General features: G+C 42.6%; 21 protein-coding genes, 3 tRNA genes and 1 pseudogene. 15 read left to right on the forward strand and 10 right to left on the reverse strand.

Translation table 11 applies throughout. From position 1 onward, the window contains the following. Positions 1 to 381 precede the first annotated feature (381 nt). The 3 genes from FTU95_RS01820 (at position 382) to FTU95_RS01830 (ending at position 695) form a co-directional block, all read left to right on the forward strand. A tRNA-Leu gene (locus FTU95_RS01820) sits at positions 382 to 466 on the forward strand. 33 nt (positions 467 to 499) lie between these two features. Continuing rightward, positions 500 to 573 (forward strand) — tRNA-Trp (locus FTU95_RS01825). A gap of 37 nt (positions 574 to 610) precedes the next feature. Next, a tRNA-Leu gene (locus FTU95_RS01830) sits at positions 611 to 695 on the forward strand. A gap of 159 nt (positions 696 to 854) precedes the next feature. On the opposite strand, the gene FTU95_RS01835 is transcribed toward FTU95_RS01830, so the two are convergent. Then, the gene (locus FTU95_RS01835; RefSeq protein WP_005096596.1) at positions 855 to 1,058 is read right to left on the reverse strand and encodes a hypothetical protein; all 204 of its coding nucleotides are present in this window, start codon (positions 1,056 to 1,058) and stop codon (positions 855 to 857) included. Between the two features lie 437 nt (positions 1,059 to 1,495). On the opposite strand from FTU95_RS01835, the gene FTU95_RS01840 reads away from it, so the two are divergent. Next, positions 1,496 to 1,768 (forward strand): hypothetical protein, encoded by a 273-nt coding sequence (locus FTU95_RS01840; protein ID WP_074383176.1) that lies wholly within the window; start codon positions 1,496 to 1,498, stop codon positions 1,766 to 1,768. Between the two features lie 15 nt (positions 1,769 to 1,783). On the opposite strand, the gene gloB is transcribed toward FTU95_RS01840, so the two are convergent. Next, positions 1,784 to 2,518, reverse strand: coding sequence for a hydroxyacylglutathione hydrolase (gene gloB, locus FTU95_RS01845; RefSeq protein ID WP_005096598.1), 735 nt, complete (start codon positions 2,516 to 2,518; stop codon positions 1,784 to 1,786). A 115-nt stretch (positions 2,519 to 2,633) separates the two neighbouring features. Then, a pseudogene (locus FTU95_RS14965) lies at positions 2,634 to 2,977 on the reverse strand (flavin reductase); the annotation flags it as partial. A 153-nt stretch (positions 2,978 to 3,130) separates the two neighbouring features. Between FTU95_RS14965 and FTU95_RS01850 the strand changes: the two are divergent. Both FTU95_RS01850 and FTU95_RS01855 read left to right on the forward strand, forming a co-directional pair. Continuing rightward, complete coding sequence (locus FTU95_RS01850) at positions 3,131 to 3,952, forward strand: PhzF family phenazine biosynthesis protein (RefSeq protein ID WP_005096600.1); 822 nt, start codon at positions 3,131 to 3,133, stop codon at positions 3,950 to 3,952. Between the two features lie 142 nt (positions 3,953 to 4,094). Then, positions 4,095 to 6,866 (forward strand): pitrilysin family protein, encoded by a 2,772-nt coding sequence (locus FTU95_RS01855; RefSeq protein WP_180077345.1) that lies wholly within the window; start codon positions 4,095 to 4,097, stop codon positions 6,864 to 6,866. A 373-nt stretch (positions 6,867 to 7,239) separates the two neighbouring features. On the opposite strand, the gene FTU95_RS01860 is transcribed toward FTU95_RS01855, so the two are convergent. Both FTU95_RS01860 and FTU95_RS01865 read right to left on the reverse strand, forming a co-directional pair. Further along, on the reverse strand, positions 7,240 to 8,304 hold the full coding sequence (locus FTU95_RS01860) for an amidohydrolase (RefSeq protein WP_180077347.1): 1,065 nt from the start codon (positions 8,302 to 8,304) through the stop codon (positions 7,240 to 7,242). A 117-nt stretch (positions 8,305 to 8,421) separates the two neighbouring features. After that, positions 8,422 to 8,823 (reverse strand): DUF3144 domain-containing protein, encoded by a 402-nt coding sequence (locus tag FTU95_RS01865; RefSeq protein WP_005096603.1) that lies wholly within the window; start codon positions 8,821 to 8,823, stop codon positions 8,422 to 8,424. Positions 8,824 to 8,935: 112 nt separating this feature from the next. On the opposite strand from FTU95_RS01865, the gene FTU95_RS01870 reads away from it, so the two are divergent. Then, the gene (locus FTU95_RS01870; protein ID WP_100329818.1) at positions 8,936 to 9,568 is read left to right on the forward strand and encodes a hypothetical protein; all 633 of its coding nucleotides are present in this window, start codon (positions 8,936 to 8,938) and stop codon (positions 9,566 to 9,568) included. A 7-nt stretch (positions 9,569 to 9,575) separates the two neighbouring features. Here the strand turns inward: FTU95_RS01870 and FTU95_RS01875 are convergent, their stop codons facing one another. Further along, a complete protein-coding gene (locus FTU95_RS01875; protein WP_180077349.1) occupies positions 9,576 to 11,030 on the reverse strand; it encodes a CYTH and CHAD domain-containing protein in 1,455 nt (484 codons plus the stop codon). Between the two features lie 130 nt (positions 11,031 to 11,160). Beyond that, positions 11,161 to 12,618, reverse strand: coding sequence for a CYTH domain-containing protein (locus tag FTU95_RS01880; RefSeq protein ID WP_180077351.1), 1,458 nt, complete (start codon positions 12,616 to 12,618; stop codon positions 11,161 to 11,163). 335 nt (positions 12,619 to 12,953) lie between these two features. Here FTU95_RS01880 and FTU95_RS01885 point away from each other — a divergent pair, with 335 nt between their 5' ends. The 4 genes from FTU95_RS01885 to FTU95_RS01900 all read left to right on the forward strand — a co-directional run bounded on the left by FTU95_RS01885 (position 12,954) and on the right by FTU95_RS01900 (position 16,674). Then, positions 12,954 to 13,337 (forward strand): DUF962 domain-containing protein, encoded by a 384-nt coding sequence (locus FTU95_RS01885; protein WP_180077353.1) that lies wholly within the window; start codon positions 12,954 to 12,956, stop codon positions 13,335 to 13,337. Between the two features lie 796 nt (positions 13,338 to 14,133). Beyond that, the gene (gene thiE, locus FTU95_RS01890; RefSeq protein ID WP_179999552.1) at positions 14,134 to 14,754 is read left to right on the forward strand and encodes a thiamine phosphate synthase; all 621 of its coding nucleotides are present in this window, start codon (positions 14,134 to 14,136) and stop codon (positions 14,752 to 14,754) included. Between the two features lie 38 nt (positions 14,755 to 14,792). Continuing rightward, positions 14,793 to 16,094 (forward strand): glutamate-1-semialdehyde 2,1-aminomutase, encoded by a 1,302-nt coding sequence (gene hemL, locus FTU95_RS01895; RefSeq protein ID WP_180077355.1) that lies wholly within the window; start codon positions 14,793 to 14,795, stop codon positions 16,092 to 16,094. Between the two features lie 163 nt (positions 16,095 to 16,257). Beyond that, positions 16,258 to 16,674, forward strand: coding sequence for a heme-binding protein (locus FTU95_RS01900; RefSeq protein WP_005096613.1), 417 nt, complete (start codon positions 16,258 to 16,260; stop codon positions 16,672 to 16,674). Positions 16,675 to 16,726: 52 nt separating this feature from the next. Here the strand turns inward: FTU95_RS01900 and FTU95_RS01905 are convergent, their stop codons facing one another. From FTU95_RS01905 to FTU95_RS01915, 3 genes are read right to left on the reverse strand one after another with little or no spacing between them, the layout of a single operon-like run. Then, on the reverse strand, positions 16,727 to 17,101 hold the full coding sequence (locus FTU95_RS01905; RefSeq protein ID WP_005171505.1) for a hypothetical protein: 375 nt from the start codon (positions 17,099 to 17,101) through the stop codon (positions 16,727 to 16,729). Then, positions 17,101 to 17,643, reverse strand: coding sequence for a type VI secretion system amidase effector protein Tae4 (locus FTU95_RS01910; RefSeq protein WP_005171502.1), 543 nt, complete (start codon positions 17,641 to 17,643; stop codon positions 17,101 to 17,103). Before FTU95_RS01910 ends, FTU95_RS01905 begins: the two co-directional genes overlap by 1 nt. 2 nt (positions 17,644 to 17,645) lie before the next feature. Further along, positions 17,646 to 18,248, reverse strand: coding sequence for a PAAR domain-containing protein (locus FTU95_RS01915; RefSeq protein ID WP_159138062.1), 603 nt, complete (start codon positions 18,246 to 18,248; stop codon positions 17,646 to 17,648). Positions 18,249 to 18,496: 248 nt separating this feature from the next. Here FTU95_RS01915 and FTU95_RS01920 point away from each other — a divergent pair, with 248 nt between their 5' ends. The 4 genes from FTU95_RS01920 (at position 18,497) to FTU95_RS01935 (ending at position 23,370) form a co-directional block, all read left to right on the forward strand. Further along, positions 18,497 to 19,204: a phosphopantetheine-binding protein gene (locus FTU95_RS01920; protein ID WP_180077357.1), complete on the forward strand. Its 708-nt coding sequence runs from the start codon at positions 18,497 to 18,499 to the stop codon at positions 19,202 to 19,204. 132 nt (positions 19,205 to 19,336) lie between these two features. Beyond that, on the forward strand, positions 19,337 to 19,981 hold the full coding sequence (locus FTU95_RS01925; RefSeq protein WP_180077359.1) for an RluA family pseudouridine synthase: 645 nt from the start codon (positions 19,337 to 19,339) through the stop codon (positions 19,979 to 19,981). Between the two features lie 143 nt (positions 19,982 to 20,124). Then, on the forward strand, positions 20,125 to 22,962 hold the full coding sequence (gene rapA, locus FTU95_RS01930) for an RNA polymerase-associated protein RapA (RefSeq protein WP_180077361.1): 2,838 nt from the start codon (positions 20,125 to 20,127) through the stop codon (positions 22,960 to 22,962). A 141-nt stretch (positions 22,963 to 23,103) separates the two neighbouring features. Beyond that, entirely contained in the window at positions 23,104 to 23,370 is a 267-nt protein-coding gene (locus FTU95_RS01935) for a PAAR domain-containing protein (RefSeq protein WP_180077363.1), read from the forward strand. The last annotated feature ends 36 nt before the right edge of the window (positions 23,371 to 23,406 follow it).

The following is a 23,406-nucleotide window of genomic DNA, read 5'->3' on the forward strand; positions in this document are numbered from 1 at the left end:
TTGCTTTTTTATTGCCTGAAATTTTATACAGCAATTTTCATTGATCTTATTCTTAAATCCTTATTTTGCTTGATAGAACGTGTGTGACGGAAGTTATATAAAAAGCATGGTTGCATTATTTTGAATGCCGAGGCCATAAAATATAAGGCTTGATCTGTAGTTTGTTTTTTATACATTTTGGTTTTTATGACACAAAATAAAGCTCAGACCTTTTAAAATACTGAATTTGTGGTTTCGTCTTCAAAAAGTCAAATTGTCTTGATAAATTTTATCAAAAGTAAAAAAATATAATTAACTGTTTAATTTCTAGCGGAATAGAATGTGATTGCTTGTAAAATCGCTTGTCAATGACGGTCTATCTCTATAATATACACAGCCATTGGGGACGTGGCGAAATTGGTAGACGCACTGGATTTAGGTTCCAGCGCCGCGAGGTGTGAGAGTTCGAGTCTCTCCGTCCCCACCAATTTACTTGAGCAATTGAGTAAACTGGCCGAGTAGAGGATTGGTGTAATGGTAGCATGACGGTCTCCAAAACCGTTCGTCAAGGTTCGAGTCCTTGATCCTCTGCCAAAGTTTGAAAAATCCAACGCTAAGTTGGTACCCTGATGGGGACGTGGCGAAATTGGTAGACGCACTGGATTTAGGTTCCAGCGCCGCGAGGTGTGAGAGTTCGAGTCTCTCCGTCCCCACCATCATATTAAAGCAAGGCTGATGCCTTGCTTTTTTATTGCCTGAAATTTATTTAATCAAGATAAAAAGAAAAGCCCGTCGAAACGGGCTAAAGATTGGAGAATAGAGTTGCTGAATCAGTGGAATAATTTATTTATTTTTTTGATTGAAAATAACCTGCATCAGGCTTTTAAATGATCTTCAAATTCCTCACCCAGCTGGATCGCGAGTGCATTGCCGGCCAGATCACAGGTGACCAGACCGTATTCTTTTTTGAAACTGAAACTGAAACCACGATCATCAGCCAGGGTGCGTACGGAATATCCTAATTTTTCTAACCATAGTCGAAATGCAATCAGATTTTTAGCTTTAACCACTTTTTTCACGAGATCACTCCTTCATCATTGTTCTATCTTAAATAAGGGTGAGAAATTTTGTTTTAAAGGGCAAATTCCCATATTTAATTAATTTAATCTAATTTGAATGTTTAGTGAACATCGTATGCTCGCTAAAGAAGCAGTTTATGACTTAAGTAAATGATTTTTATCATATTGAATAGGTTGTAACTAAATATTAAGTTTTTATAGCATGTAAATAAACTTAATTATACTTTAATTTCAAAGGCTTATTTTGCTATTGATCTAAATTTGAACTTTATCAACGCCATAAAATGTAAGAATAAGGGAATGCCGAAGCATCGGCATATTAAGCTTGCATTGATTATTTAATCGGATCATTAGCAGCTGCTGGTTTTCTGAGCTATCGTTTGAGATGCATGCCCTATACTATCAAAAATGTAATTCTTGAATTAAATACGATTGCCATGACTGAGCTGACGATTGAACACAATGTGAATCAGAAAATTGAATGGATGCAGCAACAGGGCTTAGATCCGGTTGCTGTGATGCTGGGACATGAGGACTGGTTGAATTTTACAGTGCAATCGAAAGTAGCCTATACGCCGTTTGGTAGTGCACGTCGTTATCAACCGGCCTTAGCTGGTTTGCTGCTGGTACGTGTTGACGAAATGCAGGCAGTGCGTGTCGTCACTCAAGACGAACTGGATGCTTATGCGCAAAGTCACCAGATTCTTTAATATGGATCTTTAACTCTAGAACTGATCCTTCAGGGTTCTCAAGCGCTGAAACTCTTCCACACTATCCGCACGCAGGAAAGGATTGGTTTGTAATTCATCTTCAATGCTGCTTGGCAGCGTGCACTGGCCTAACATACGCAAGCGTTCGATATGCTCGAAGCGTTCCAGAATTGCCTGATTGTCCGGTTCGACATGTTTGGCAAACTGGGCATTCGAGAGGGTGTATTCATGTGTGCAATAGACCTGCGTACGCGGCGGTAAGGCTGCCAGACGTGACAGTGAATGATACATCTGTGAATAAGTACCTTCAAAAACCCGGCCACAGCCCATGGCAAATAAAGTATCGCCACAGAACAGCACATCAATCGCATCAATGAAGTAAACGATATGGCCTAATGTATGGCCTGGTACTGCGATCACTTGAACATCTGCCCCATGAAAGCTGAACTGTTCTTCATGCTCAAGTGGATGCGTGATAAACGGAATTTTACTGAGTTCTGCACGCGGGCCATAAACAGGCAGATTTTGTCCCTGAATTAAGCCGGGCACACCGCCAATATGGTCTTTATGCCAGTGCGTTAACCAGATTTGACTTAAGATTAAACCGTGTTCGGCACAATAATCTTGCACCAATCCTGCTTCGGTCGGGTCAATGACTGCGACCTGATGAGAAGCCGTATGTTCCAGCAACCAGATATAATTTTGCAGCGAGTTCTGGACATCAATACAGTGAATTTTAAAAGGCATCATAGCGCATTAGACCAAATGAAGATTGAGAATAAAGTAGCATAATTTCAGATGCTCTGGGCTTGCAGATATTATCTGCTCATCCGGGATAATTTTTGTTTATGTCCCATTTAAAAAATTATACGTCCGAATCATCAACGCTTACCGCCTTGCCAATGCTATAAAATTGTCCACCAGTCACATGATGAGTACTTTTCCATTCTTCACTCACTACATGATAATGTCAGTGACTGTCGCGGAAGATCTGATCATCGGCATAGGCAGCAATCATCTTGCCAATAAACAGATCATGCATTTGCTGGTTATGCGGCCCGGGAATCAGCTCGCAGAGTATCCATGCAGCACAGCCTTGCCCAGAGAAATATCAAAACCAGAGAATTTAAATAACCTTAGGCCAGATGGTGCCAATTTTTCAGGTACATCATGTAGGCTCAGCCTACCTAGCCGATAGGATTTTTCTAGGAGAATACTTTGAAGATGGGGGTTGGTCATACCGCATCATTCACTATATTGGTGTATTTAAGTGGCTAGATTAGTTAGATTATTAGCATATTCAAGTTCACTCTTGCAAAAAAGCTTTTAAACTAGAGATTGTGATATTGAGGACTTCAGAAAATGAAAATGTACCAGGTCGATGCGTTTACCACGGAACTGTTTAAAGGAAATCCAGCTGCGGTGATTGTGCTGGAGGACTGGCTCGAAGATGAACTGATGCAAAATATCGCCTTGGAAAATAATCTGTCTGAAACAGCTTTTGTGAAAATAATTGATGCAGAAAATTATGCTATTCGCTGGTTTACCCCGACCAAGGAGGTGGATTTTTGTGGTCATGCAACCTTGGCCAGCAGCTTTGTATTATTCAATCAATTTGGTACGGCAAAAACGATCCAGTTTCATGTGAAAGATCTGGGGATCTTTGTGGTTGATCAGGATACAGATGGCAAGATCAGAATGAACTTTCCAATTCGCCGCGCAGTAGCCGTCACAGAATATCCTGAAGCCTTAAGACAGGCATTGAGCAAACCGTTTAAGCAGGTTTATCTGAATGCACAAGGTTATATTGTCGAATATGAGTCAGTACAGGATGTGCTAGATGAATCACCTGATTTTGAATTATTAAAACAATTAAATGGCAAGCGTACCGCGATTACTGCTCAGAATAGCTTTTTAGATGTCGCGATTACCTCGCAAGATACACAATATGATTGTATTTCACGTTATTTTGCACCGAGTAACGGAATCAATGAAGACCCGGTCACAGGGTCTATTCACACCGGAATTGCGCCACTTTGGGCAGACAAACTGGGTAAAAATGAACTGGTCGCTTATCAGGCATCAGCGCGCGGTGGTGTACTTTATTGTGCCTTGCAAGATCAGGAACGAATTGAAATTTCGGGTTATGGCAAATTATATATGCAGGCTGAACTTTATCTTTAATCTCTGATTACATAGATATGCATGTCGTCAGGCAAGGCGGCATGTTATTTTAATGATTCAATTTAGAAAAGACTATTCAGAATAAGAATCATTCTCTAAAATGAGCGCGAATAAAAATTTACATTGAAAATCTGGATGAATAATGTTGGTACGTTATAAGAATTTAAGCTTGGCGATTTTGTTGTCGGGTTGTAGTGCGCTGAGTTTTGCACAACCTGTTTTGGTGAAAACTGAACAGAATGTGGAGGAATATCGTCTTGATAATGGTTTACGAATTATCCTGGCACCGAATGATAAAGAAAATAAAATTTTTATGAATACGGTGTATTTGACCGGTTCACTGAATGATCCTAAAGGAAAAGGTGGTCTGGCGCATCTGCTGGAACACTTGGCTTTTAAAGGCACTAAAAATGTCAAAGGTGATGAATTTCAGCGTCGGCTCGATCAATATACCTTAATGACCAATGCCAGTACCGATTATTATTCAACCAAATATACCAATGTCATTCGTCCTGAAAAAACGGCGCTCAGTGAAGTGATTTTTCTTGAAGCTGAGCGTATGGATCAGCTGGTTCTTCAGGAAAAATATGTACCGACCGAAATTGATATTGTAAAGCGCGAACGCGAAATTCGTCTGGATCAGCCATTTTCAGTACTCATGGATCAGGTGTTTAAGTCGGCTTATGGCAATCAGTATTTGGGCCGTTTACCGATTGGTGATCTGAATGAGCTGCAATCCATCAATATGCAGGAATTGAACCAGTTTTACCGGAGCTGGTATGCACCGAATAATGCCTTTATGGTGATTTCAGGCAAGTTTGATAAGGCAGAAGTATTAAAGCAGATTGATAGCCATTTCAGTCCGATTCAATCGCGAAGTGTACCGGCGCAAGTGAAAGTTCCGGCTTTAAAACCTGAGCAGATTCAACAGCGTGAATTTACTGTGCAAAAGGGCAGTGATCTGGCCAAATTCAATATTTACCTGAATGGCCCGGATGAAAAGATCAAGACTGCTTTGGCTGTTTCACCGACGCTCTATACCTTGCAACCGAGCGGGCATTTATATCAGAGCATGGTGGAAAGTGGAAAGTCGACCATGGTGCAATCTAGCACCTGGTTAGATAAAGACTTTAATCTGGTGTTTATGGGCGCGATCTATGCACCCAATCATCAGCCAAAAACTGTGGAACAAAGTTTGATTCAAGGCGTAGAGCAAAGCCAGCCATTTACCGAGGCCGAATTAAACCGAGTTAAAAATCTGACCCGCAATCAGGCTGATAATATTAAAAATAGCGCGACTGCTTTAGGTTCAAGTTTAAGTGATTATGCCGTGGCTTATTCGGGTGACTGGAGCCAGTATTTTAAAGATCTGAATGCGATTGAAAACCTGAATGTGAGTCAGGTTAATCAGGTCTATAAAGGCTTTCTAAAACCTGAATATCGTATTTCTGGCAATATCCTGCCAACACCGGAAGATCAGAAAAAAGCGCAGGAAGTGACACAGACGGAAGCACCGAAAAAAACACTGGACCAACAGGCTGAGACAGAAGAGCCTTTAAAGGATGTCAGTGTTTATCAGGCGGAAGTGAAGCAGTATGTAGCGCAATCCAAGCAGTATTTATCTGCCAAGGACAAGCAGATTCAGCGTGGTAAGTTAAAAAATGGCATTAAATACGCGCTATTCCCAACCAATATTCGCGATGACAAGGTGTATGCCACAATTTCTCTGGATTTTGGGACTGCGCAAAGCCTGATGAATAAAGGCGAGATTCTGGATCTGACCGCGTATTTAATGCTGCGCTCATCGGAAAGCCAGAGCTTGCAGCAGATTGCTGACAAAATTATCGAAGTAGGCGGTTCAGCGACTGCCAGCCCATCGAGTAATGGCCTGAACATACAGATCAGTGCCAAAAAAGAGAAGTTTGCAGAGTTTTTCCAATATGTGGTTGATGTACTGAAAAAACCTGCATTTGAGCAAAGCCAGTTTGACTTGATCAAGGGTCAGACCTTATCCAGTCTGGATCGTCCTTATACCGAGCCAGATACAGTGTCGAGCCTGACTATGGCGCGAACCATTGAAGTGTATCAACCCGGTGACATTCGTTTCCATTTTGAACCTGAACTGGCCACCAGGCAGTTTAAAGCAGCCACTCGTGAGCAAGTGGTCGCTTTGTATCAGCAATTCTTTAAAACGCATCATGCACACATTGCAGTGACTGGGGAATTTCAGCCAAAATCTATACAGAAAATGCTGAAAAATAGTTTCGCGGACTGGAAAGCGGCACAGCCTTATGAACGCCTGAAATCAGAATATCGAAGCTATCCAGCCCAAAAAATTCATGCCTTGTCTGAACAACGTGAGTTCGGTAGTTATCAGGCATTGCTAACCTTCCCGGTGGGGGCAGACCATGCAGATGTACCTGCTTTACAAGTCTTCCGTCATATTCTGGGTGACTCTCAACTGTCTTCCCGTTTGGCTCAGGAATTACGTGAAAAAAATGCGCTGGTCTACGGTTTTAGTGCCCATGTTCAGTTTAATGAATGGGCCGATTCAGGTGCTTTGGCACTGGGTGCCAATTATACCGCAGGTAAATCTGCACAGGTTTCTCAAACGGTGCATCAGGTACTCAATGAGCTGCTAACACGTGGCGTAACTGAACAGGAAGTGGAAGCGGCCAAAGCCAGCATTCTGAAAAAACGTGTCAATGCACTGGAAGATGATCGCCGTATTCACAGTATGTTGGTTCCTCAACTGGAAAAAGATCGTAAGCTGATTTACCGTGAAAAACGTGATCAGGCGATTGCCCAACTGACGAAAGCCGACATTGATGCCGTGATTAAAAAATACATCAAGCTGGATCAGTTGGTTGAAGTGATGGCCGATCAATATGGGAAAGAAATCAAAAAATCATAGAATTGATCTAAATTAAAAAAGTCCTCCTCTAATAGGGGGACTTTTTACTTCTCATTGTTATTAGAAGCTCTAATTTAAGTCGCTTTTCTGGTAAACAGGATTCCACCTAAAACGCCAGATAGCACAGCATTGGGTAAGCTCCACCAGAAAGTGGCAAAAAGAAACAGGAAAATCCCAACTGATACTAATATTGCTCCAACAGCGATATCTTTCTTAAAAGCGAAGTGAATAATATGTTGGTAATAATATGATGGGATTAAACTAGAAAAGATTGCTCAGCAAGTATAGAAAAGCCTATCTGACCCAGGACTCGTGATTATTTCCTTCCAGAACATATGTATTTTTCTTCTTTCTTTAAAAATCCAGACGCTTCTTATAATTTATAAAATGCTTTCGCATTCTCATAAAAAACTGGCTTTAACGCGTTTTCATCATAGTCCTGCACAATATCGCTAAAAGCATCAATGATATTCACGAGTGAGCTGCTGACACTGTCCATTGGAAAGTTGGAAGCAAACATCAGGCGTTCAGAACCAAAGCAATCTAAGGCATGCTGAATCAGGGGAGCTGCATGTTCCAATAATTCCTGTTTAGTTGCCAGCCGTTTCTGCTGATGAAAATCATGACCTAAAACGGGCATAAACAGGCCAGACATTTTAGTCGATACATTTTTGCACTCGGACAGTTCAGCCAGTTGATCTTGCCAACTTGAAAATATCTGGGCGCGTTCTTGTTCAGTCTTGCCTGTAGCTTTGCCCACCTTGCCAAATAAGCCGGCAGGCGTACCGAGGTGATCTAGTGCGATGGGTGTTTTAGGAAAGGCTTTGGCCAGTGCAGTCACATCCGCAATCTGGCTCGAATAGACCCAGGCATCAAAACTTAAGTCTTGCTTGGCCAGTTCTTCAAATCCTTTCAGGAAGTTTTTATTACGGTAGAGATGTGGCTCATCGGTCCAGGCATGAATCCCTTTGTCTGGATGTACCGCAGCCATTTTACGAATCCCGCGAAATTTGGGAGAAGCTTCGCGATGCAATTCAATCAACTGTTTAAAGTTTTTCTGCCGCGGATCCGCCGTAGCGACAATGCCACCGAGCTGGATATTATGCTGATCAAAAGGAAGTCCGGCCACAAAACGGGTTTCATCCACCACGCCTGTACCTTTCTGATCATGCCAGCTGGCTTCAACATGCACAATTTGTTCGACTTCATAATGCCCTAGATCTTTGTTGTAGTTCGCAGGCAGATAAGGGGCGGTCAGATGCTCGGTCAGGCCAATGGTCTCAATCACATCTTTAGGTTTGAGCAGCCGCACCATTTTGTCCAGTAATTTAGGATATTTGCCAAACAGTTTTACGGCAAATGCTGCTGCGTGTGGGGTGTTGTACGGATCCCATTGGTGAATATGTGGGTCAATGATGGGAAAGGGAAGCTGCTGCATAGGATGTCTTGTTTTAGTGTATTTATTATTCAATTTATATGGGGCTAAAATCAGTTCGAAGTCAAGATGATAAATTACAGCAAATAAAAAAGCCCCGAGGGGCTTTTCGTATTTTAATCAATGATCGTGCTTGTGATCATGGTTATGCTTGTTGGCATGAAACTCTTCATTGTGACGGAAACGCAAATAGTTTTCGAACTGTTCACAGTATTCATCATAGTTATCTTCCAGCATCATTTGGAATTGCTGCATAATATAAGACATCACCTGATCTTTGGCATCGCGCATTTCGTTGCCATCTTTAAAGTTATTCGCTGCCACCCAGGTATTGAAACGGGCAGTACCAAATAACATGGCTGCACTGACTTGACCGCGCTTATCACTCGGTTTTTCCTGCGAGCCTTTTTCTACACGACAAAACTCGTTGGCTTGTTGAATAAATTCATCAGCACGTTCAAAGAATGCCGCATTTAACGCTTCTTCTTCGGTTACATCGGTTGCTTCAATCTTTTGAACCATGAATTTTTCCTGACCATCATAAAATCTTAATGGCTAATTATAGGCAAAGCCTTGCAGAAACTAAACCTTTGCCTTAATCTAAAAATAGCCTAAGCATATAAAAGTGAATGCCATGCAGGATGCGATTGCAGTACAAAGTCTGAAAAGTGATATTGCCTTATTGCGCCAGAATATCTGGCCACCGGCAAATCTGGCCAATGTCGAAGGTCTGCCGATTTATTATGGAACCAAATCGCAGGTCGAAGAATATTACACCCAGTGGCTTGGTCTGATTGAAAGGGCGCAGGATCTGTTTCAACCTTTCATGGACGATGAAACCCTGGATGCTATCCATCTTCCCAGTCATTTAAACTTGCCGCTGTTTTATTTTCATGTTGACCGCATCAGGCTAAATAAAACCCGGGCCAAAGAATCTAAAACTTTCCGTGGGGTGGCCAGCCTGATTGAAAAATGCGGGCAGTTTGAACCTGAGCAGGTTGCAGCCATGCGACACTGGCTCGACAGTGACGATACCGCGGCTTTGGTGGCACACCGCGAATTTGTAGACTTACGTACTTATGTGTTTCAGCATGGTCAAAGTGAATATACACGCACCCGTTTTTATGTGAATGGTATCGTGCTGAGTGTCGAGCCACATTTTGAACTGATCGATGCCCGTGATAAACCACGTAAGCAACGCAGTGATAGTTATAATGACCCTCTGGCCGATAATAATACCTGGAAAGTGTTTGGTAAATATCGCTAGCCCGGTTTTACCAGAAGGGTTTGGTATTTTCAGCAAACTGTTGTAAGCGAACAGCTGCCTCGGCAGATAAACGTTCTTGTTCAGCAGTCAGCCAGCCTAGCACAAACCAGGCTTTGCTATTTTGCTTGACATACGGTCTAAACAGTTCGTCTGCCACAAACAGGTCGTTATAATGCCCCAAGCTTTCCTGTAAGGGTTTTAGGGCTTTCAGATAAGTTTTTACATCCTTTTCAGGAAATAAGCTCTGTAAAAATTCTACGTTATAGCGCAAGCGTTTCACCCGTTTACGCGTGCGATGCCGCGATTCAATATCCAGTTCCTGATAGTTTTCGGCATCCTGACAAATTTGCTGATGTAACTTGCTCAAACCTTTACACAAAATTTTATGCGAAGATTTGGCTTTGCTATGCGTTTTTTCCTGACTAAAGCTGAGTAGTTGCAGTATCAAGTCCACTGTAGCTGAATGTCTGAACAGCGCGCTAATATCTGGCTGTTTTTGTCGATGTGGTGGTAATTTTAATAAGGGTGAGCCGGCTTTTTCCAGTTGCGGAATCAGACTTTCTGCAAGGGCATCGCGATCTCGGGTAGAACCGAGTTGCTGGAAAATGTCCCGCAGCTGTTCCTGCCATTCAGGCTGCACATGCTCGGTCACGGACTGAAAAATTTTAAAGGCACTGCGTAAGCGCCGGATCGCGACACGTACCTGATGCACATGATCGCTGTTATAATGATTAGCGGCAATCGCAGTTGCATTCGGAAAAAGATGAGCCAGACAGTTGGCTACGATTTTCTTTAAAATAGTAGCAATCTGATCTTTCTGCTCAAGTTCTAATGGCAGCTGATGCTGCACAGGCAGACTTTCTTCACCCTGTAATAGGGCATAACCGCGTTCCGATTTGCTCCGGGTATCTAGCCATAAAGCATAATGTTGTACCCAAGGCTGAATGAAATCAATTAACTCATTCAATTGACCGGATTTAAGCTCAAATTCGACTTCATAAATATCAATGGCTTGATCCTTATGGCGAATTTCCCCTACATCAAAGGCAATCTCAATCTGGCTATTTTGATGTGTTTCGGTCAGCACATAACGCGCGACATCTGTTTCAAATTGCAGAATAAGCGGTATATCCAAATCGCCAAGCGCCTGTTTCAGAATCTTTTTTGCCGGTTTGTGTTTGCGATATAACTGAAAATCACAGCTTTCAGGTGGGCTTTTTAATGTATGTTCAAGTTCAAAACGTTCAAATTGCTGCTCAGTAGGTGATTTCAGGGTTTGTACCCATTGCTGGTCTTCTAGACGTTGTCGCAAGGCGATTTGATGTTGTTGGAGTTGTTGTGCTTCAGTATCGAAGTAACGCGCACATAAACGATGCCGAGTCGGCTGAAGCTTCTGGAAGTCCTGTTCAAATTGTGCACGTGACTGTGACGGAATCTGGAATTTAAGCTCTATTTCTGCCATCGGGTCATTCCTTCTCGATGTAGGTTATACAGATCAATATAGCTCAAAGATTAGCCACAGTGTGATGTGCTTCTGCAACAAAAAAAGCACGCCGTAGAGGGAGCGTGCTTTGAAATGTTCTTAAAGATATTTATTTGAGGAATTTACGGCTCACCAGGAACTGTTCTGTCGCCTCAAGCAGTTTCTGGGCATAGACTTCCTGTTTAGCAGTCAGCCAGCCTAATACAAACCAGTCACTCGCTTCCAGTTCAGTTTGCTGAATATACACTGCCGAAGAGGCCAAGGTTTGATATTCACCGGCTGCAAGTTGTGCATCATTCAGCGCTTTGCTGTACTTCTGCAAGTTTTTGACGTCATAGATTGTGGTTAAAATCGGGAAGCTGAATTTGAGTTCCTGAATCCGGCTTGCTAATTGATCCAGACTTTCAAAATTGTTAATTTCAGTCTGGTTCATCTGTTCTTGCAGCACTTTATACTGTTGTTGCAGCGTGGTTTGTGCAGCAGTTTTTAAATCCAGAGCAGCATGTTCATCTTCAGTTAAACTAAAAGTCAATAACTCCAGATAATGATGCACATTTTGCGTTGATTTGACTAGATTGCCCAGTTTTTCCTGAGCATACAGAATATCTTTACTCAGATTTTCCGCAGTGGTCGGATTTTGCAGGAAGCTGGCCAAGCTGTTTTGCATATGCTGCAAATGTTGTAAATGCTCGAACTGCTGCTTAAAGGCAGCCATTTGATGTGCCCATTTGTCCGAAAGCTGCGGATGCCAGTCTTTAAACAGCAGCAAAGTGAGATATAGCTGATCCAGTGCCAGTTGAGCCTGCTGAATATGTTCCTGCTGTGCAACCTGAGCTGAAATCGCGGCGATATTTGGCAATAAATGTTGCATCTGCTGCGCAATCAGACTGCATAGGGTTTTACCAGCGCTGTCTTTTTTACTGATCTGGAACTCTTTGGCGAAGGTGGCCGGGCTCACGCGTTGTGAGGTGGCCAATAAATTACCGATTTCTGCCTTGCTGCGTACATCGAGCCAGAGCTGATATTTCTTGACCCATTCAAAACTGAACGCCAATAAATTGTGTATCAACCCACTTTTTAGCTCAAACTCGACTTCATGTACCTCTTGTTCAGCATCTCGGGTACGGATCTGCCCAATATCCAGACTGACTTCGATTTGTGTGTCTTGGTATTCAATTACACGCAAGGTGCGGGCAATATCGGTTTCGAATTGCAGTTGTAGCTGATCAGACTGATTGCCGAGCGCATGGCTCAGAATCGCCTGTGCTTCTGAGGACTGGGTATAAATACTTAAATCCAGTTCAGGAGATTCAGTTAATTCCCCCAGATCATGATTATGTTCAAAGCGTTCAATATGGCTTTTACCGGCAGCTTTCAGGGTTTGCACCCAGCGTGTACCTTCCAGACGCTGACGTAGTGCTACCCCGTGCTGGGCCAGTTGACGGTCGGCAGTATCATAATATTTGGCTTGAAGCTGGATCTGTTGAGACTTTTTCGGATCAAGTGCCTTGAGCAGCGCAGTGCGTCGTGCCGCAGGAATCTGGAACTTGAGTTCAACTTCAACCATAATGATTTTCCTATCTGTTTAGTACACGCCAGCATGTACTGATATTTTTCGCTTTAATGAGATGCTGAAAATTCGGCGGGCAATCGCCGCAATTATATTTTTAGATGTATGCGTGGCAGATTGTAACCAAAATCAAAATGCATGTAAGACTTGACCTGCATATAAAAATATTGAACAGGAATTTAAATATTGGCTTTGAGCTGTTAATAGGGTTGCAAAGCGAGAGGAATTGCGGCTTTGCTTGGAAAATATCTAAGAATATTCGAGCAAATCAAGAGACTGTTAATTGGCCAAAATATACGCTAAGGTAAAAGAAAACATCAGGACGATGAGAAATGAATGTACAAGTACAGCCAGAGAATACCCATGTGATCGCGCATCAACCCCAGATGCCGATTGGCAATTATCATGAGTTTTACCGCTTTTATTTGACCGAACACCGGCATATGGTCAGTCGCCGTTTACATGTCGCAGGTAGCAGTATGGGCCTATATTGTTTTACTCAAGCCATTCGTCAAGGCAAACCACGATATTTTGCTTATGGTTTGCTTTCGGGTTATGCCTGTGCCTGGATTGGCCATTTTATCTTTGAACGCAATAAACCGGCCAGTTTTAAACAGCCGGTGTATAGCTTTATTTCAGACTGGCGTATGTTTGCGGATGTCCTGCGTGGTCGTCTCAGTCTGCTTGATCGCAAATACGATAAGATTTCAAGTTAAACTCAGGTAACTTTCATCGGATTGTGTGGCTAGGGAACATGATCTTTCGATAAAAGACTTGCAAGTCGCCATTTATTATTCTATTAATTGTGTTATTGCTTATTCAGTTTGATGGAATTTGATCAAAAGTTATAGTTTACTGAATAAAACAGTTTTCCAAGCCTGGAGCGACCTTCTCCGGGCTTTTTTTATATCTCTATTTTTTAAATAAATTTACTGACTTCGTTGCCATTATTGCGTAAATATTCATAGAACAAGTCATGCGGATCATACATAAAGAAAATGATCCTTTCTAGCTTTGAAACGTCTCCCCACAAACGTATTATTCAAAACTAGAAAGGATCGGGTGTCACCAACACAGGTATTTATTCTTCTGGTTATTTTCTGTGTCTAACGCTATTTAAGTCTTTTCGCGCTAATTGGGCCATCCCTGAAATTGGGTATTTTTTAATCTTTTTGAGTTTAATCTTAAAGAGGCTTAACAATATTGAAAATTTAAAGGCAAAAAAAACCGCTCTTAGAATTTTGCAACTTCTCCACCAAGTTATCTGCAAAATCCTAAAAGCGTTTGTCGGAGGGCGTAAGCATTAACACTTTATTATTTTTGTTATAAAGCGATTAAAACCCATATTTTATAGTCGGTATATCCCTGAAAATGGTGATATTTTAGATTTAACTGGAAAATTGCGCTAAAAAACTGCAAATCTGTTGCTACCCGGTCGCGGAAACAGCAGGACTGCGGCAATTAAACCGAGTTATGCCTATAATAGAGCCATCCTAGCAAGTGGCGAGCAAGATGCGCGGTTTATATTTAATTACCAATGATGATCCCGTAGAACTTTTATTGGCAAAACTGGAAGGCGCAATGGCCAATGGCGGCATTGCAGTATTGCAATATCGCCGTAAAAAAGTCGCCAAACAAGATCAAATTTACGAAATCGAGTATATGAAAGCCATGTGTGCTGAATATGGTGTGCTTTTTGTGATTAATGATGATCTTGAAATGGCCGTTAAATACGGGGTGGGTGTGCATTTGGGTCAGGATGACGGGTCTATTGTCGAGGCAGTTGCACGCTTGCCGAAAAATGTCTTGATTGGTCGTAGCTGTAATAACTCGCTTGAGCTGGCTGAACGGGCCATTGCCGATGGTGCAAACTATGTGGCATTTGGTGCCATCTATGCCACCGACAGTAAACCTGAAGCCGGTAATATTGGCTTGGAAACCTTAAAACTGGCCAAAGAGAAATTGAACGTGCCTTTATGTGCCATTGGCGGTTTAACGGTTGAAAATTCCAAAGAAGTCATTGAGTCAGGTGCGGATTATTGCGCCGTGATTAGTGATATATTGGGCTTACCGATGAATGCCATTCCTGAACGTTTAGATGAATGGTCTGCGCTTTTTCAAGCTACAGCATAAAATTTTTTGATTGATTTAATTTTGAGTCGAGTGCCTTCATGAGCTTATCTCCAAAGCAAGAACAATTGTTCAAACAAGCCAATAAACATATTCCGGGTGGCGTCAACTCACCTGTACGCGCATTTAACGGCGTCGGTGGTACACCGGTCTTTATCGAAAAAGCCCAAGGCGCATATTTGTATGATGTAGACGGAAAACGTTATGTGGACTATGTCGGTTCATGGGGACCGATGATTCTGGGTCACGCCCATCCTGCAATTATTCAAGCCGTTCAACAGGCCGCAGTAGATGGTTTAAGTTTTGGTGCGCCAACAGTTCATGAAACCACGCTTGCCGATATTATTTGCGAGATCATGCCGTCGATTGAATTGGTACGTATGACCAACTCGGGCACGGAAGCCACCATGACAGCGATTCGTTTAGCGCGCGGTTATACCGGCCGTGACAAGATTGTAAAATTTGAAGGCTGTTATCACGGTCACTCAGACTCGCTTCTTGTAAAAGCAGGTTCGGGCTTGTTAACTAAAGGTGAGGGCGAAGCAACGTCTGCGGGTGTTCCAGCTGATTTTGCCAAGCATACCATCACGCTTCCATACAATGACATTGCGACTTTAAAAGAATGCTTTGCCAAGTTTGGTGCTGAAATTGCCGGCGTGATTGTGGAGCCTGTAGCTGGCAACATGAATCTGGTGAAACCAATTGACGGTTTTCTGCAAGCGATTCGTGATGTTTGTAATGAGCATGGTTCAGTCTTTATCATCGATGAAGTGATGACCGGTTTCCGTGTTGGCTTAGGCGGTGCGCAGGCACATTATGGCGTAACTCCGGATTTAACCACATTGGGTAAAATTATTGGTGCAGGTCTGCCAGTCGGTGCCTTTGGCGGTAAACGTGAAGTGATGGAATGCATTGCGCCACTGGGTAAAGTGTATCAAGCAGGAACATTGTCGGGTAATCCATTGGCAATGCGTGCCGGGATTGAGATGTTCAAGCATCTTCGTGCTGAAGGTTTCTATGAAAACCTATCTGCGCAGTTGTCAAAACTTCTTGCAGGTTTACAAGCAGCAGCAGACGAGGCAGGCGTACCCTTTAAAACCCAACAGGTCGGTGGGATGTTTGGTCTGTACTTCACCGATCAGGAAGACATCACCAGCTTTGATTCGATGTTGAAATGTGATATCGATGCTTTTCGTAAATTTTTCCATGGCATGTTGAATCGGGGGGTGAATTTAGCACCTTCTGCATTCGAAGCTGGCTTCTTCTCGGCTGCACACAGCGATGAAGATATTGAATTTACCATTCAGGCTGCGATCGAGACTTTTGCTGAGATGAACGCTTAAATTTTAATTTTTTTAAAATCCTCCCTCTTGCGAAGCGGTGCTTTTCACCTTTTCAAAGGAGGGAATTTTATCTGTACAAATAATAAATTTCCCCTCTTTTCCTTGTGCCATATCTGGCTCAGGGTTAGGGGAGATTAAATGCTAAAATTATGGATATTCATTCATGCAAACCAAACACTATTTGACTCTAAGTGATGCGGAATTTCTATTGGATCACGCCCATCAATACGCAATTCAGAACAGCTTCAATGTCAGTATTGCCGTAGTCGATGAAACGGGCAATTTGCTTGCGATGAAACGTATGGATGGTGCAGCACCGATGACTGCAAATCTGGCCATTGAAAAAGCCAGATGCTCGGCGATGAGTCGTCGTCCATCCAAGCTGTTTGAAGATATTATCAAAGGCGGGCAGATGGGCTTTCTGACTATGGAAAGTTTCTCGGGAATGCTGGAAGGTGGCGAACCGATTCTGTATCAAGGGCAACTGGTGGGTGCGATGGGTGTATCAGGTGTGAAATCATTTGAAGATGCAGAGATTGCGCAGGTGGCGATTAAGAAGTTTTTGGCGCAGCAGAGCTAGACATTATACGCTTGAGAATGTACTTATCTTCTCAAGTCTAAGTTAAAAATAACTATCGGATAAGATAGTGATGCTGTTGTTTAACCATTTCATTATATTCTGTCGAGTTATACAGCTCTAAACAGCTCATTAATATGGCTGGCCTTGCTTGATTTTTATATACCTCAGTTTTTGCTTTCATAGATTGGTTTATATATTCTTTCAAATTTTTATACGCGGGTTCTTCATATGCACCCTGTTGGAAATACCCGCCCATCGCTAGAGCAGCCTCAGAACTGAGGGATTGATCCTGAGCCCTCGTCAGACAATAACTAAAGCCAAAATTTTTGATATTGAGCTCATCCGCATTTGATATGGATGGAATTAAGTCTTTTGCATAACATGCACTTATCACTAGACAACTAAAAAGTACAGCAATTATTTTCATTATCTTAAATTCCAAAACAGAATATCTGTGGTTCTTAGGCTCGGTGTATCATGAATAAAGTAGCAACTATCTCCACAATCATTTCCATTCCATAAAGTGACATGTCCAGAAGCATCTCCCCAACCAGAGACTTTAAAAATAATAATTCCTTTTTTCCCTTTTAATTGTGATGATAAATCCTGGTTATTTTGAGGCTTGAAGGAGAGATCTGCAGTTCCTAAATTTTGTTCAACAAAGCTGATCATCTCGCGAACCCTAAGTAAATAAGGTTTATGATCAGCGCCTCTGACTTTATAACCTCTGGTTGACTGTTTAATTGGCATTCCGCCGTAGTTGAAAGATCTACTTAATCTTAAAGCACAAGCATTTGCGTATCCTGTAGGATTTTCTTGATATAAAGCCATAGCTTGACCTCCCACCATAGAATACACATCACTTGCTGACATTTTTACCGGATAATATTTCCATAATTCGGAAAATAAAGGTCTTTTTGCTTGTATGGTCGAAGACCGACCACCAGCCCTTGCAGTTATACTCACCATATTTAATATTCCGTATCAATTAATATAGTTTTTCCTTTAAAAATATTTTTAAGCACTCCCTTACCTTCAGCATCAATATCAAGTGAAATCGTAAATGGATGAAATGAGTTTATCTCAGAAGATTCTGGTTTTATTTCTATATCAATAGTATCTCCTTGTGCATAACCTGAAGTTTCTATATGCAAATTCAAGTCATCAAAAAATCTAGATTTTCTTTTTAGAAGAATAAGGTTATCTCCATAACTCCAATAAATATTATTAATGATCTTTTCTTCTTTTTCTTCAATGTATTTAGTAGCTGTATCTGATATTAATTGATCAATTTTACTTGAGATAATACCATTACTTATGACAGCCAAATCAGAAGTTTTTAGAAATTTTGAACCACAAGTTGATGTGTCTCCTGCCGCAACAATGCTTCTACCCAGGACGACTATAAAGCCTCGGTTAGAAGCAAGAGCTTTCGCTAGGACATTACATTTAGGACAATAATGTACCATTCCATCCAAATGCACAGCTTTTCCTTCCACCAGAAAGGAAGGGTCGCCAAAAGTAATGATTCCCCCATGATCGGTTTTACAGCCGACTGTTATTAATGCTCTCATTATTATTTGGTTATTATTTTTATTAAAGACCATAATAACATGACAATATAAAATGAAAGGTTTAGTTTAAAATTCATTTAATCAGTTTGTATATAATGACTGAATGTATCTGAATATAGATACAAGCATTTTTGCTTTTAATTTTTTAAATATAGCCCTGTTGACTTTTAAAGTATTGAGTAACCCTCAATCTGAGTTAGCATATACAGTTACGAAAAAGCCGACTGTCTGAAGCCAAAGAGTCTCCCATGCTGTACCCAATACCCAAAAAAATCCAACTTGCCCCATCTCAAGCCAAATGGCAGCTTGCATCGAACCAATCGGTTTTGGTCTTAGTTGGATTACAAAACTTGCGTATGCAACAGGGCATACAAGAAAGTGGACTCATGGCGAATTTGATTCAATTGACCAATAAAGCCAAAGCACTGGATATTCCCATTGTCGATTTATATGGTGATGACCTGATGCAGGGTATGCAACAGCTTGGTGAATATGCCTCCACGCATCCACAACTGATTTTTACAGGGCAGGTCACACCGATGCTCAAGCAAATCTTACCGCATTTGATGAGTGTGACAGATCAAATTGGTGTGGTCGATGACGCGATCTTATTGGCCAATCAGGAACAGCATATTCAGTGGGTCGAAAATATTTCCAGTCAAGGTGTGCATCACTTAAATACTTATAGTCTGACCCGGTTGTGGGATTTAAGTGCGCCCTCAGACTATGTATTATCAACCAAAGGTATTATGTTGGCTGTGGCAGAACAGCTAGACATAGATGCTCTGGAGATTGATCCCTATGTCGATTTAAGAAATTATGGATTGGACTCTGTAGCCGTGGTGAGTTTGGTCGGTGTATGGCGTGCACATGGTGCCAATATTCGTTATGAAGATGTACGACAGCATGCATCTTTGCATGAATTGGCAGGCTTCATTTTACAATCCTCAGGTTGATACGCTGCGATTGAGCATTTTTATACCTAAATCGGAAATTTCATCAGCATTTACATAAAAGCGCATTGTAATTATGGGCGAAGCTTTCTATCATGGCCGCCTTGTTTTTCGCGATCAGCCTGGGATTGAACTTTGAGTAATTTTCTAACCGAACATCTGATACATCGTGATGACGATTTTATGGTCATCCACAAACCTGCAGGTTTACTCACAGTTCCCGGTAAAACAGAAGATTTACAAGATTGCCTGATTAACCGATTATTAAAAATAGAACCAAAAACCTTACTGATCCATCGACTGGATCGCGATACTTCCGGCATTCTCGTGTTTGGTCTCACAAAATGGGGACAAAAAACCATTTCCCGCCAGTTTCAGGAACGCCAGACCGACAAAACCTATCAGGCCGTGGTCGCCGGTACACTCGAAGGTGAAGGTAGCATTGAGGTGCCCGTGGTATATGACCCAAGCCGTCCGCCCTTACATATCGCAGATCCCGCACATAACAAGCCGGCCATCACGCATTGGCAGGCGATCGAACACTTTAATATTCAGGGACAAGCCGTGACCCGGATGAAACTTACGCCAATTACCGGCCGTTCACATCAGTTGCGTGTGCATATGCAATATCTGGGGCATCCGATTATCGGCGATACCTTATATGCCACAGCCGAACAGCAACAGCTCAGCTCGCGTCTACATTTACATGCTGAACGTTTGAGTTTTTATCATCCTCAAACAGATCAGCTGGTCGAATTTTATTGTCCGGCGCCGTTCTAGGAAATACTTCTTGAATCGGCGTGAATTATGCTCACTTTTTAGTGGGCTTTATGTCAAAATACATTGCTTGAAGGTGTGAAATTTTGCTCCAATGACGTTTCGTGATTGAGCCTAATATTCATAATCTTGTACTTAAGATAAAGGTGGAAAAATTGCAGCAATTTGCTATTGGTCAACGTTGGTTATCAGATACTGAAACAGAACTCGGTTTAGGCGTTCTTATTGATGTTGATGAGCGGTCGGTTAGCATTTTATTCCCGAAAAGCGATGAAACTCGCGTCTATGCACGTAGCAATGCACCCTTATCTCGTATCGTATTTAATGTGAAAGATGAATTACATGATCAGGAAGGGACCAAATGGATTGTAGAATCCGTGGAAGACCGCAATGGCGTGGTGCGTTATCACGTCATTCGTACCCTGGAAGATGGGACTGAAGAACGTAAATCGCTGAATGAAACCCGCATTGGTGCCACCATCCAGCTGTCCAAGCCTCTAGACCGTCTACTGGCCAGTCAGGTCGATTATAAAGAATGGTATGACTTGCGCATTGAAGCGCTGCTGATGCAGGCCAATATGCAAAGCAGTCCACTGCGCGGTTTGGTCGGTTCACGTGTCGGCCTGATTCCGCACCAGTTGTATATTGCGCATGAAGTCGGTCAGCGTTTTGCTCCGCGTGTATTACTGGCCGATGAAGTCGGTCTGGGTAAAACCATCGAAGCGGGTTTGATTATCCATCAACAGCTGAAAACTGGCCGTTCTGAACGCATCCTGATTTTAGTACCAGATTCGCTGCAATATCAGTGGATGATTGAGATGCGCCGTCGTTTCAATCTTGAGTTCTCGTTATTTGATTTGACCCGTACTGCATCAATCAAAGAGCATGATCCTGAACAAAACCCATTCCTGACCGAACAAAAAATTATTGCCTCTGTCGATTTGATGGTCGACCATGAAGATCTGCGTGAACAGGCGCTCGAAGCCGGTTTCGACTTGCTGGTGGTCGATGAAGCACATCATTTGATGTGGAGCGAAGAAGATGGCGGTAATGACCGTTATGATCTGGTCGAAGAACTGGCTGAACATACGCCGGGCGTATTGTTATTGACGGCAACACCGGAACAGCTCGGGGTAGAAAGTCACTTTGCACGCCTGCGTTTACTCGATCCGCAGCGCTTTAACTCGCTGGATCGTTTCCTGGATGAAGAAGCGCAATATCAGCACACCGCTAAAATTGCAGAAGTGTTGATGTCAAATCTGCCACTTGAAGCAGAACATTTGACTGCGATTGAGGCCTTGTTGGGTCATTCAATTGAAGATCATCCTGAGCAGCGTTTCCGTGCCATTCACGAACTTTTAGACCGTCATGGTACCGGTCGTATCCTGTTTCGTAATACGCGTGAAGCCATTCAGGGCTTCCCGGGTCGTGACTGTCAGCCGGCACCATTACCAGCACCGGAACACTGGTCGAAAGATGGTAAGTTGCGTGAGCAAATGTGGCCTGAAGAAGCCCAGCTCGATGGCGCATGGATGGAAGCCGATCCACGCGTGATGTGGCTGATGGAGCGTTTACGTACCGATCTTAAACACAAGAAAGTCTTACTGATTGCGCGTAGCGGGCCAGTGGTTGAAGCGCTGGAAAATGTACTTCGCTTACATGCCGGTATTCGTACCGCGATGTTCCATGAAGGCATGAGCTTGTTAGAGCGTGATCAGGCTGCCGCTTATTTTGCTGAAGATTCTTATGGTGCACAGATTTTACTTTGTTCGGAAATTGGTTCAGAAGGACGTAACTTCCAGTTTGCATCTGATTTAATTCTGTTCGATCTTCCTGCCAACCCGGACGTTTTAGAGCAGCGTATTGGCCGTCTGGATCGTATCGGTCAGGAAAACCGGATTCAGATTCATGTGCCGTATCTGGTGGGAACTGCGCAAGAACGTATGTTCCGCTGGTATAACGAAGCTTTAAATATTTTCGGCAACATTTCCCCAACCGCACAAACCTTGCAAGAAAACTTTATTGTTCGCTTGAAAGACTGTCTATTGGCAGACAAAGGTCAAGTGTTTGAAGACCTGCTGGAAGAAGTCAGCGTGCAACGTGAAGCTTTGGAAGCTGAATTGCAGGAAGGTCGTGACCGTTTGCTGGAATACAACTCTTGCCGTCCGGTGGTGGCACAGGAAATTGTCAACGCACTTGAAGACTATGATGACAATACTACTTTGCCGATCTTCATGAAACGCTTTATGGCGTCCACGAATATTGACTTTGACGAGCAAAGTAACGGTACCGTGATCATCAAGCCAACAGATCAAATGCAGGTTCAAGGTTTGACGCTGGATGAAGAAGGCATCACTGCCACTTTCTATCGTGATCAGGCACAAATCCGCGAAGATGCGCAATACCTGACCCTGGAACATCCATTCACTGAAAGTGTGATGGAAATGATCAATACTCAAGGCTTTGGTAGCACCAACGTTGCGGTATTAAAATCTGCGGCACTGCCACAAGGTTCGGTATTGCTGGAAGTCTGGTTCAAGGTCGATGTGGTTGCACCGAAAGCATTGAACTTGCCATCAAGCCTGCCGCAACAATTGGTTCGTGTGTTATTAAGCGAGAAAGGTCAGGATCTTTCACAAAAAATTGCGCCTGAAATTTTAAAACCGTATCTGCATCATTTAGATGGCAACAGCTGCCGCCAAGTAGTGAAAGCACGTCGTGATGTGATTGAGGCACGTTATCAGCAAGCACTTGAATTGGCACGCAGTGCATTGCCAAACTTCAAGCAGCAAGCCAAAGAAGTGTATGGTAATAAATGGCAATATGAAATTGACCGTCTGACCTATCTGAAACAGTTCAACCCAAGTATCCGTGAAGATGAAATTGCGCGTTTACAGAAGTTGCAGAAAGAAGGTCTAAGCCTGCTGGATGGTCTATCGGTAACACCGGAAGCAATTCAGGTGATGGTCGTCGTCAAGCCTTAAGTTTTACGCAATTAAAAATGCAGCTTTCGGGCTGCTTTTTTATAGGCAAAATCCAGTTTTATTATTTTTTGTCGGAGAATGCTGGTCTGTCATTTTCCTTGTGTTTAAAATCAGTCTAACCAATAACCAGAAATAATAAACATGTCCAAAGCCTTTATTGGTCTGGGAGCCAAAACCACCCACGGTGGTATTGTGGTAGAAGGTGAGCCGTCTTTGATTATGAATGGCATCGCCGTACATTTAAATGGCATGACGCATTATTGTCCCAAATGCCAGACCATGGTCACCGCAATCTCCAGCGATTTATCTATTACTGTCAAAGGACGGGCAATGCTTATCGCAGGGGATAAGGCAAGTTGCGGCGCGACTTTTCTAGCCATGCAGCATTTGACGGTATCGCAGAAATAAATCTTAAATTCGTTTAATAAAATAAGAAGAGCTGAC

This window comes from Acinetobacter sp. YH12208, assembly GCF_013418055.1.
Lineage (GTDB): Bacteria > Pseudomonadota > Gammaproteobacteria > Pseudomonadales > Moraxellaceae > Acinetobacter > Acinetobacter pseudolwoffii.